This is a genomic window from Brevibacterium renqingii (assembly GCF_017808105.1).
In the GTDB taxonomy this organism is placed as follows: Bacteria; Actinomycetota; Actinomycetes; order Actinomycetales; family Brevibacteriaceae; genus Brevibacterium; species Brevibacterium renqingii.
In genome coordinates this window covers 197571-209102 of the sequence record NZ_JADBHF010000004.1, presented here as the reverse complement: position 1 = coordinate 209102, position 11532 = coordinate 197571, and the positions used below count along the sequence as shown (strand labels likewise).

Sequence of the window (11532 nt, the reverse complement as noted above, 5' to 3'; positions counted from 1 at the left end):
ACAATCTGGCAACGCCTCCTTGCGTTTTACCGGAATTCAGAGGCCGGGCGGGTAATAAGTGGGGATTCCGCCAAGGCATGTTGGATGTGACTCTATCGTTTCGTACTGAAGAAGACCCATCAACTTGCCGAGGGGCCTCAAATGGATGCCCGCCAAATCGAGCAGAGACCCTCGGCTGTGAGGCGCCGTATAACAAACAACTACCAAAAGCCCCTGTAAGTCTTGCCAAAATCGCAACTTCTCGGCACACTGTAGTGGTGGTCACGACGAATGAGAGTGCGCACAGCACACAGAAGAGCCTGGTGGGCCGTGTCCGCAGCGCCATCAAAAGCGCCGGGATCAACCACAGCGAAGTCGCCCGCCACATCGGCCTCGACGCCAGCAAACTCTCGAAATCGCTGGCCGGCACGCGGAAGTTCCGAGTCGAGGAGATTTCAGGCATCGCGGAACTCACCGACGTCACCACCGATTGGCTCACGACCGGACGAAGGACACGGCCGCCTCGGCGACATATGGTCTCCGAAGCTCGACCGGAAGAGGCCGGGGAAGCAACGGAAGCCCTGAGCTCGGCGTCGGTTTCGGACGAGACCGAGGCGCCGGATGCCCCGGTGGTCGAAGAGCCGTGGATGTCGAAGGGGACCCGCAACCGGGCGAAGATCATCGCCGCCGCGTGGGAGCTCTACGCCGACCGCGGCATCGACAAGGTCCGCACCGAGGACGTCGCCCGCGCGAGCGGACTGACCGCCTCGGCGGTGAACTACCACTTCCGGACGAAGAACCAGCTGCTGCAGGCGGCCCTGCGCTACTCGCTCGAGGTCATCGGCCGCACCCGTGATCTCAACGAACCCTCCGACCCGGTCTCCGTGCTGCGCCGCTTCGCCCGCATGCACGCCGGCGTCGATGTGCGCATCCGGCGCGTGTGGTCGATCTGGATCCAGAGCTGGGCGCGGGCGTCCACCGACGCAGACGCGCGGGCCAACCTCGCCGGCGTCTACGGCGAATGGCTGGAGATGATGACCGGGGTCGTCCTCGCCGGACAACGCGAAGGCACGATCCGCACCGGCGACACCGCACTCATCGTCAAAGCCCTGTCGATCTTCATCGACGGCCTCGGCGTGGCCCGCAGCACCGAGCAGATGCCGCTGACCGACGAGGAAGCCCTGTGCATGCTCGAGAACTACCTGAACGCCCACATCCTCACCGATGACCTCCCAACCCAGACGAAAGGACGGGGCACCGCACCGGGCTGTCCCGAACTGACGCAGTAGGAAGAAGGCACATGAACACACCGAACCGAAGACAAGCGCTGGGAGCCGGGCTGACCGTGACCGCGCTCGCCGGCCTCAGCGCCTGCGGGGGAGGAACCGTCGGCGCCATCGACGCCGGCGACCCCGTCAAGGGCGGGACCCTGCGAGTGGGCGTGACCGGCGGCAACTCCGCCGACACCGTCGACGCCCATATCCCCGTCAACAACGGCGACGTCTGCCGCGCCGTCAACCTCTACAACGCCCTCTACGGCTGGGACGACGACTCCCAGGTCGTGCCGCTGCTGGCCGAGTCCTTCGAAGCCAACGGCGACTCCACGGTGTGGACCTGCACCCTGAAGAAGGGCATCAAGTTCTCCAACGGCAAGCCGATCACGCCCGAGGACGTGATCTTCACCTTCGAGCGCATCACCGACCCCGATGACCCGAAGACCGCAGCGGCGAACTTCACCATGCTCGACAAGGTCGTCGCCACCGGCGAGCGCACCGTCGAATTCCGGCTGACCGAACCCAACGGCCTGTTCAACGACGCCGTGGCCGAATACACCGCGGCCATCGTGCCGGTCGGCTACGATCCGGAGAACCCGGTGTGCTCCGGACCGTTCAAACTCAAATCCTTCACCCCCGCACAGTCGACGGTGCTCGTGCCCAATGAGCACTACTTCGACTACGACAAGATGTACCTCGACGAGGTCGAGGTGCTGAACTTCAACGACGACGATGCGCTCATCAACGCTCTGCTGTCGACTCAGGTCGACGCCATCGCCGGCATCCCGCTGTCTCTGGTCGAGGTCATCGACGCCGACGAGCGCATGAACATCCTCAACTCCGAGACCGGTATGTGGTTGCCGTTCACCATGCGCGTGGACAAGAAGCCCTTCGACGACGTCAAGGTCCGCCAGGCCTTCCGACTCGTCGTCGACCGCGAGCAGATGATCGAACAGGTCCTGTCCGGGTTCGGCACCGTCGGCAACGACATGTTCGGGCCCCTGAGCGAGAACTACCCGGACTTCCCGCAGCGCAAACAGGACATCGACAAAGCCAAGAAGCTCCTCGCCGAGGCGGGCTACCCCGACGGGCTCGAAGTCGAACTCGTCACCGCCCCCATCCAGTCCGGCGCCGTCGAATCCGCGCAGGTCTTCGCCCAGCAGGCCGCCGATGCCGGAATCACGGTCAAGATCCGCAAGGTGGACGCGACGACGTTCTTCGGCGACGGGTACCTGCAATGGGACTTCGCTCAGGACTTCTGGTACACCCGCGACTTCATGCCGCAGGTGATCTCCTGTGCACTGAGCGAGTCCCCATTCAACGAAACCCACTGGGACGACCCGGAATTCAACAAGATCTTCGACAAAGCCCGTGCCATCCCCGATCCCGGCGAGCGCCGCGACATGGAGCACGAACTGCAGAAGATCCTCTACGACCGAGGCGGCTACATCGTCTGGGGCTTCGCCAACCAGGTCGACGCCTTCCAGAAATACGTCGGCGGTCTCGTCCCCAACTCGACGGGACGACCCCTGAGCGGTTGGCGGTTCGACCGCGTGTGGATCGGAAAGGTGTGACATGTTCGGAAAAGTCATCGTACGCAGGCTGATCTTCTCCGCCTTCATCCTCATCGCAGTCTCGCTGCTCGTCTTCGGCGCCACCCTGCTGCTGCCCGGCGACGCGGCCAGAGCCATCCTCGGCCAACAGGCCACCCCGGAACGCATCGCCGCGCTGAACGAACAGCTCGGCCTCGACAAGCCGGCCTGGCTGCGGTACCTGACCTGGCTCGGCGGACTCTTCGTCGGCGACTTCGGAACCTCCTCGGCCAGCGGTGGATCCGTGGCCGAACTGCTGGGGGAGCGCATCGGCGCCTCCTTCATCCTCATGGGCGTGGCCGCGGTCATCTCCGTGCCCCTGGGCATCGGCCTCGGCGTGTACCAGGCCCTGCACCGCAGCGGTCGGCGCGACCAGGCGATGACCGGCATCAGCCTCGTGCTCGCGGCGATGCCCGAGTTCGTCATCGGCATCGGCCTCATCGCGATCTTCGCCACCTCGGTGTTCCAGATCCTGCCCGCCGTGACCCTGGCCCCGCCGGGCGAGCCGGTATGGAACAGACCCCAACAGCTGATCCTGCCGACTCTGACTCTCGTCCTCGTCGTCACCCCCTACATCGTGCGGATGATGCGAGCGACGATGATCGAGGTCCTCGACTCCGGTTTCGTCGAGATGGCCCGCCTCAAGGGCGTGCCCGAGAAGCGAGTGATCATGCGCCATGCCGTGCCCCACGCACTCGGCCCGGTCGCGCAGGTCGTGGCGATCCAGCTGGCCTGGCTGGCCGGCGGTGTGGTCGTCGTCGAGTTCCTCTTCCGCTACCCGGGACTCGGCCAAGCACTCATCGACGCGGTGACCTATCGTGACGTGCAGGTCGTCCAGGCGATCTCCATGCTCGTCGCCGCCGTCTACGTCGTGGTGAACCTGGCGGCCGATGTCGTCGGCATCCTCACCAATCCGAAACTGAGGAGCGCAGCATGAGCACCGATGCCAACAGCCTGGGCGACCTCAAGGCCGGCGCCACCGACGCCGCCGAGGTGCCCAAGGAATCCCTGACCACCTATGTGCCCTTCTATAAGAGGGTGCTGGCCCAGAAGCAGGGCAAGATCGGTCTGACCATCACCATCGTCGTGGTCGCTCTCGCTCTGTGCGGGCCGCTGCTGCTGCCCTGGGCGACGGGGAACACTGCCACCGAGTTCGTCGCGAAGCCCTTCAGCCCCTACGGGCTCTTCGGCTCCGACAACCTCGGCCGCGATGTGCTCTCCCGGTTCATCGCCGGCGGGCTGACCCTCATCGTCTACGCGGTGCTCGCGACCGTGCTCGGCATGGTCGTCGGTGCCCTCATCGGCATGCTCGCCGCCTACATCGGCGGTCGCTTCGATGCGATCATCATGCGCCTCAACGACGTCATCCTCGCCATCCCGCAGCTCGTGTTCGCGCTGCTGGCGATCACAGTCCTCGGCCCGCAGGGTTGGGTGCTCGTGACCGTCATCGGCCTCACCCACGCCCCGCGCATCGCCCGTGTGGCCAGGTCGGCGACCCTGGGCGTGATCACCGAGGACTACATCAAGGCTGCGGAGATGTACGCGATGCCCCGGTGGAAGATGCTCCTGCGCGAGCTGCTGCCCAACATCACCGGACCGCTGAGCGTCGAGGCCGGGCTGCGCCTGACCTACTCGATCGGCTACATCGCCTCCCTGTCGTTCCTCGGACTCGGCCTGCAGCCGCCGGCTGCCGACTGGGGTCTGATGATCAACGAGAACCGGATCGCCCTGAGCATCCAACCCTGGGGTGTGCTGTTGCCGGTCATCGCGATCGCGCTGCTGACCATCGGGACCAACCTGCTCGCGGACTCCTTCGCCCGAGCCACCGCATCGACTTCAGTGGAGGCATGATGAGCCCGAAGACAGAGACCGTTCGCCACGATGCCGCGAACGAACCGAACGAGAAGATCGTCCTGCGCGTGACCGACCTCAAGGTCGTCACCAACGCCGGCGATGAGATCCTCCACGGCATCGACTTCACTCTCGCCCGCGGAGAGATCCTCGGCCTCGTCGGCGAATCGGGATCGGGCAAGACCACGGCGGGGCTGGCCTGCATGGCCCACTTCCGCGATGGTCTGAAGTTCGAATCCGGGTCCGTGAGCCTGTGGCCGCGCGGGGATGCCACCGCCGTCGAGGTCGTCGAACTCGACGAGGCGGCCGTGCGCGCCCTGCGCGGGTCGCGGATCGCCTATATCCCGCAGGACCCGGCCCTGTCGCTCAACCCCGCCATGCGCGTGGGCGAGCAGATCCGCGAGGTCCTCGACATCCACCAGTTCGGTTCCTCCGAGGCCGAACGGACAGAGCGGGTCGCCGAGGTGCTCGTCGACGTCGGCCTGCCCGGGGACAAGGACTACCAGAAGCGGTGGCCGCACCAGCTCTCCGGCGGCCAGCAGCAGCGCATCGGCATCGCCATGGCGTTCGCCATGTATCCCGACGTGCTCATCCTCGACGAACCGACCACCGGCCTGGACGTGTCCACCCAGTCGGTCGTGCTCGACACGATCCGGCAGATGACAGTGGCCAACAACGTCGCCGGCCTCTACATCACCCACGACCTCGCGGTGATCAAGGACATCTCCGACCGGGTGGCCGTGATGCTGCGCGGCGACCTCGTCGAGGAAGGCCCTGTCGATGCGGTGCTCGACCATCCGGAACACGAGTACACGAAGATGCTCATGGCCGCGGTGCCCGACCTCGATGGCCGCAAAACCATCGGCGACGGTGCCGCCGAGGCGAAGACGGCGCCCGAGGACGATGACAAGACGCACATCCTCGTCTCCACCGGAGCGAACGGCTCGGCTGCGGGGCAGGACTCCGCGGATGAGGACTCGACCGCCGAGTCCGGGGCCGCGGCCGCCTCGGCGGGGGCCGCGGGTGGGGGAGCCGCCTCGGCGGATGCTCCGCTGCTCGAGGTCAAGGACATTGCGCTCGCCTACGGGAAGGCGCAGATCCTCGACGGCATCAATCTCGTCCTGGAGCCGGGGGAGTGCACGATGCTGCTCGGCGAATCCGGCTCGGGCAAGACGACCCTGTCGCAGTGTGTCGCCGGACTCAACGACGACTACACGGGCTCGGTGCGGCTGCGCGGGACGGAGCTGGCGCGCTCGACCAGGAAGCGGACGAACGAGCAGCGGGTGGGCATCCAGTATGTGTTCCAATCGCCGTTCTCCTCACTCAACCCGCGCCGGTCGATCGGGCAGTCGCTGACCGTGCCGCTGGAGATGAGCGGTGACGGCACGGCCGCCAGTCGCAAGGCCGCCGTCGAGGAGGCGCTCGATTCGGTGCGTCTGGGTCGGTCGTTCTACCACCGGCGCCCCGGCGACCTGTCCGGAGGCGAGCGGCAGAGGGCCGCGATCGCCCGCGCCCTGGTCAATGCGCCTTCGGTGATGGTCTGCGACGAGATCACCTCGGCCCTCGACGTCAGTGTGCAGGCCTCGATCGTGGCGCTGCTGCGGACCCTGCGGGCCGAGCGGCAGCTGGCGATGCTGTTCGTCACACACAACATCGCGCTGTCGCGGCACATCGCCGACAACCTCGCGGTGCTCAACAAGGGCAAGATCGTCGACTACGGGCCCACGGCGCAGGTGCTCGAGAACCCTTCGCACGAGTACACCCGCGCGCTTATCTCCGACGTTCCGAAGTTCTGAGTCAGGCGGCCGGGTCGGACGGGATGACCGTCCTCCCGGCCGCTCTGTTGCCGGAGCGTATTCCCATCGATCCATTGTCATCGGAATGAGAGCGTGTCACGATGAAAACCACCGTGTGGTTGGGTGAGCCGACGAGTGGCACCTCCAACCGCAGGGAGCGAAGGAGAGAGTCATGCTCATCGTTCTATGGATCATCGCCGGAATCATGGCGCTGTCAGGCGTCCTCGCTCTGTTCCGGAAAGAATACAAATGGGGCATCGCCCTCCTCGTCGCCGCCGTTATCGTCGGCCCGATGCTGACTGCTTTCCTCGGAGGACCCCCAGCCGGCCCACGGAGCTGAGACCGACTCGGATACGTAAAGGTGCTGCCCCAGATTGTCAAGGTTGTTTACAGGAGCAGTGGACGATGACAGGCTGAGGTCACCGCGCAGAGCGTGGCGGGTCCCGTTCGCGGGCCCGTCAGATGATCCGCAGATTCTGAGGAGGAACAAGCGATGAACTACAGTCACTTGCGCACGATCTACGAAAAAGGCGGACCGTATGCCACGGTCTATCTCGAAGGACGTTCTCCCTCAGCTGACGCTGCCACGCAGATCCGTCTGCGCTGGGAAGAGCTGCGCGAGCAGCTGTCCGACAACGGGGCAGACGAGTCTCTGCTCGAATCCATCGACGCCGTCGTCCTCGTCGACGAACCCACCGAGGTGCACACCGATGGCCGGATCATCGTGGCGACCTCGGAGGGCGTTCTGCTCGATGAGCACTGGGACGCGGCGTTGGGAGATGGGGACGCGGCACATTACGGCCAGGTGCCTGAACTCGGAGCCTTCCTCCGACAGGAATCCCGGCAGTTCGATGTCATCCTCGTCATCGCCGGCCAGGACGGAGCGAACGTCCGTGAGCTGAGCGTGACCCCGGACCGCGAACGCAGTGAAAACGACGGGGTCCACGTGACCGGCGACAATGACGAAGAGATCAACAAGCCCCGCCGAGGCGCGTATTCGCACAACCAGATCCGGCGCCGTGTCGACGAGATCATCAAGGACAACGCGCGCACCGTGGCCGACTTCGTCGACCGTCTCATCACGGACCATGCACCGGACGCGCTCGTCCTGGCCGGAGAGGTGCAGGGCAGAACCGTCGTCAAGGCCGAGCTGTCGGTGAGAGCCGAAGAGATGCTCCACGAGATCTCCGAAGGCGGCGACGAAGACGCAGGCGCCGAAGAAGCGATCGACGTGGCCATCAGGACGCTGGTGACGAAGCTCGCCGAAGAACGCGAGGCCGAGAACTCGGACCGACTGGGCGAGAGCAAGGCACACGACCGCGCGGTCGAAGGACGCGCAGAAGTCGAAAAGGCAGTACGCCGCGGCGCGGTGGCGACCCTTCTGCTCGACGATGCCGAAGCATCCGAAGGAGAAGCAGAAATCGTCGCCGAAGCCATCCTCTCCTCCGCGGAGATCGGGCTCAGCCACGATCCGATGAGCGACGGGATCGCTGCGATCCTTCGGTACGACGTCGGTGCGGCACTGGCCGACTGACCCGAAGCGCGCCGCTCTGATCCGAAGCGCGGCTGCGACAGCATGTGAATCGTGCGGTCGCAGCCGCGCTCATTCTGTTCCGCTCTTCATCCGGTCATAGGCCGCCAGAGCCGCCTGACGTGACTGTCTGAGATCGACGATCGGCTCGGAGCCCGCAAGCGAGCGCTCTGCCGTCGGGCGGCTGCCCGGACCCTGCCCGATCCATGTGTCGACGTATTCCCCATCGGGGTCGAAGCGCTCTCGCTGCCGTTCCGGGTTGAAGATCCGGAAATACGGAGCCGCATCGGCACCGCACCCGGCCACCCACTGCCACGACACCGGGTTGTTGGCTTCATCGGCGTCGACGAGGGTGTCCCAGAACCACTGCTCTCCGTGCCACCAATGCACGAGCAGATTCTTCGTGAGGAAGCTTGCTGTGGCCATCCGCACCCGATTGTGCATCCACCCGGTCTGCCACAGCTGAGCCATGCCGGCATCGACGAGGGGCACCCCTGTCGTCCCGTTCTGCCAATGCTCGAGTGCCTCGGGGTCGTCCTCGTAGGGGAAGTTAGTGAACTCCGACCGGATCGGCTCGGTCTCGATGTGCTGAATGTGATAGGTCAGATGCCAGGAGAACTCCCGCCAATAGAGCTGACGGACCCATGCATGACGATCGTCTTCACGCACCTCCGGCAGGTCCTGCGCCGTCCGCAGCGCCTGCCTCGGGGAGACCTCACCGAATCGCAGCCGCGGGGACAGCCGGGACGTGCTGTCGGGATCGGCAGGGAAGTCATGCGAGTCGGCATAGTCGTCGATGCCATCGGCCAGTCTGCGCAGACTCTCCGTCGCCGCCCGGCAACCGGGTTCCCAGTGTTCTGCCACAGTGGTCTGCCACCACCGCGGAGTCCGGGCCGAGGTGGAATCGTCTGTGCCTGTACCTGTTTCGTCGACGAGGCCGAGACCGTCGAGGTCGGTCGCCCACCGGCGGGAGCGCACCGATGCGGCCCAAGCAGCGGAGAACGCTTCCTGCCGGTGCGGACGAGGAAGGACCTCTCCGACCTCTCGATCGCGGGCGGCCGTGAAGAACGGTGTGAAGACCTTGTAGTGTCCACCGTTCTGGGGGCTGACCGTCCACGGCTCGACGAGCACGGCACCCGGATGGGAGTGTGATGCGCAGCCGACCTCGCCGAGCCGGGCCTTGATCCGTGCGTCGAGCTGCCGAGAGGCAGGGGCGTAGCGGCGCGACCAGCGAACGGCGTCGACATGCAGATCCGCGACGACCTGCGGGACGATGTCTTCGGCAGGTCCGGCGGCGAAGAGCAGCGGGATGCCGAGCTCGGAGAGCTCGTCGCTGAGGGTCCGCAGCGACTCGTGTGCCCACCAGCGGGAGGCCCCGCCGAGAGGGCGCGGCCCCAGACCGGAGGCGTCGCGACGCTCTCTGATCCAGAGTCCGATCACTCGCCCCTCGGCGCGGGCTGCAGTCAGTGCCTCGTGATCGTCGACGCGCAGGTCGTCTCGGAACCAGACAAGCGTGAGATGCTCGTGGCCGTCGTTTGCGCTCACGCCCGGGAGCGCTGTGCTTCTCGGCTGTCGCTTCGGCTGCGGTGGCTCATCCTGGTGGCTGCGCTCGTTCCGCGTCCCTGAGAGGACCGCCGACTCCGCGACGGACGGGACGCCTGATCGCCTCCGGTACTCCGGGCACGGCTCTGACGCTGGCTCCTGTCGCCGCGGCCATGCTCCGGCGATTGACTCCTGCCGGCGCCCGCGGTCTGCTGACCACTGCGGGCGGACTGCTGACCACCGCGCGTGCTCTGCTGTGAACGACCGCTGCCGGTCTCCGACGACTGACCGCCCCGGCCTCCGCGCCTGCGGCGGGGCCGACGCTTGCGTCCCTGTCCTGCTGCTTCCGCCTGACCGGACTGCCGAGCAGGCTGTTTGGGTTGGGGCGGCTGCGGGGCGATGAACTCGGCGATCTCACCGACGAGCTCGGTCACCTCGGGGGAGTCGGCCGTGACCTTCTGCGGGGCGGCCTTGATGGCGGCCTTGCGCAGCAGGGTCTGGGTGTCCTTGCGCTGGTCGGGCGTCATGACCGTGACCACATCGCCGGCGCTGCCGGCCCGGGCGGTGCGGCCCGAACGATGCAGGTAGGCCTTGTGTTCGGTCGGGGGATCGACGTGGACGACGAGTTCGACGGAATCGACGTGGACTCCGCGAGCGGCGATGTCAGTGGCCACGAGCACCTTCGCATCTCCGTCGGTGAACGCAGCGAGATTGCGGTCGCGCGCACCCTGGGACAGGTTGCCGTGCAGGTCGACGGCCGGAATGCCCTGAGCGGTCAGTTGGCGGGCGAAGCGCTTGGCCCGATGCTTGGTGCGGGTGAAGAGGATCCGGCGGCCGGTGCCGGAGGCGAGCTTGTGGACGAGTTCGTTCTTGTCGTCGACGTCGACCTCGAACACGTGGTGGGTCATGGCCGAGACATGGGAAGTCGGTTCGTCGACGGAGTGGAGGACTTCATTGTGCAGGAAGCGACGGACGAGTTTGTCGACGTCGTTGTCCAGTGTGGCCGAGAAGAACATCCGCTGCCCCTCGCTCGGGGTCTGCTTGAGGATGCGGGTGACCCCGGGCAGGAATCCGAGGTCGGCCATGTGGTCGGCTTCGTCGAGGATGGTGACCTCGATGTGATCGAGGCTGAGCAGATCCTGCTGGAGGAGGTCCTCGAGGCGGCCCGGGCAGGCCACGACGATGTCGACGCCGGCGTTGAGGGCGTCCTCCTGGCGCTTCTGTTTGACGCCGCCGAAGATCGTCGTCGTCTTCAGACCGACGGCGCGGGCCAACGGGTCGATGACATTGGTGATCTGGGTGGCGAGCTCACGCGTGGGGGCGAGGACGAGACCGCGGGGGAGGCGGGCTCGTGACGAGCCGGAGGTCTGCGAGCCGGCCAGGCGCGCGACCAGCGGAATGGAGAAGGCGAGGGTCTTGCCCGAGCCGGTCTTGCCGCGGCCGAGCACATCCCGACCCGCCAGGGTGTCCGGGAGGGTGTCCTGCTGGATCGGGAAGGCGGAGGTCTTGCCTTCGCGGTCGAGCGTTTCGGTCAGCTGCGCAGGAACGCCGAGGTCGGCGAACGTGACGGGCTTCGCGGCAGCTGCGGTGCTCGCGCCGCTGCGGGAACGCGAGGAGTTGCGAGTGGTGGTGCGTGTCTGTGAAGTAGTGATGGGGTGGCCCTTCGACGTGCCGGAGGGCGTGCCGGTGCCGTGGTTTGGTGGCAGGCAGCCGCTTCCGGTCATGGAATGAGCGCTGTCGGCGCTCTCGATCGCCGAGAGAAAACGGCTTCGGAAACTTGCGCGGGCGATCTCACCCAGCTGCAGTGACGAGGCGTCCTGACGACGCAGGGAACCCGAAAACGGGTTCACAAGTGACTCCAGTATACATCGGCAGACGGCGATCAGCTTTCGCGGGCCCGGCCCTGAGGTTCGTCGTCGTCTCGACACGGTCATCCGCTGTGGAAACAATGACGGTGTCATCAGGAT

9 protein-coding genes are annotated in these 11532 nt (G+C 66.1%); 7 read left to right on the top strand and 2 right to left on the bottom strand.

Features of this window, described 5'->3' with window-relative positions; genetic code table 11:
- Positions 1-257: 257 nt before the first annotated feature.
- The 7 genes from IHE57_RS06195 (at position 258) to IHE57_RS06165 (ending at position 8026) form a co-directional block, all read left to right on the top strand.
- Positions 258-1268 carry a TetR family transcriptional regulator gene (locus tag IHE57_RS06195; protein WP_366933867.1) on the top strand — a complete coding sequence of 337 codons (1011 nt, stop codon included), beginning with the start codon at positions 258-260 and terminating at the stop codon, positions 1266-1268.
- 11 nt (positions 1269-1279) lie between these two features.
- Positions 1280-2827, top strand: coding sequence for an ABC transporter substrate-binding protein (locus IHE57_RS06190; protein WP_209323618.1), 1548 nt, complete (start codon positions 1280-1282; stop codon positions 2825-2827).
- Position 2828: 1 nt separating this feature from the next.
- Complete coding sequence (locus tag IHE57_RS06185; RefSeq protein ID WP_209323617.1) at positions 2829-3782, top strand: ABC transporter permease; 954 nt, start codon at positions 2829-2831, stop codon at positions 3780-3782.
- Positions 3779-4696: an ABC transporter permease gene (locus IHE57_RS06180; protein ID WP_209371705.1), complete on the top strand. Its 918-nt coding sequence runs from the start codon at positions 3779-3781 to the stop codon at positions 4694-4696. The genes IHE57_RS06185 and IHE57_RS06180 overlap by 4 nt, the downstream gene beginning before the upstream one ends.
- Positions 4696-6492, top strand: coding sequence for an ABC transporter ATP-binding protein (locus IHE57_RS06175; protein ID WP_209371703.1), 1797 nt, complete (start codon positions 4696-4698; stop codon positions 6490-6492). The genes IHE57_RS06180 and IHE57_RS06175 overlap by 1 nt, the downstream gene beginning before the upstream one ends.
- 172 nt (positions 6493-6664) lie before the next feature.
- Entirely contained in the window at positions 6665-6832 is a 168-nt protein-coding gene (locus tag IHE57_RS06170) for a GPGG-motif small membrane protein (protein WP_209371702.1), read from the top strand.
- 153 nt (positions 6833-6985) lie between these two features.
- A complete protein-coding gene (locus IHE57_RS06165) occupies positions 6986-8026 on the top strand; it encodes a baeRF2 domain-containing protein (protein WP_209371701.1) in 1041 nt (346 codons plus the stop codon).
- Between the two features lie 69 nt (positions 8027-8095).
- On the opposite strand, the gene IHE57_RS16675 is transcribed toward IHE57_RS06165, so the two are convergent.
- Together IHE57_RS16675 and IHE57_RS06155 are read right to left on the bottom strand one after the other, a co-directional pair.
- Complete coding sequence (locus IHE57_RS16675) at positions 8096-9568, bottom strand: cryptochrome/photolyase family protein (RefSeq protein ID WP_209371700.1); 1473 nt, start codon at positions 9566-9568, stop codon at positions 8096-8098.
- Positions 9565-11289 (bottom strand): DEAD/DEAH box helicase, encoded by a 1725-nt coding sequence (locus IHE57_RS06155; RefSeq protein WP_209371699.1) that lies wholly within the window; start codon positions 11287-11289, stop codon positions 9565-9567. The genes IHE57_RS16675 and IHE57_RS06155 overlap by 4 nt, the downstream gene beginning before the upstream one ends.
- Positions 11290-11532 lie beyond the last annotated feature (243 nt).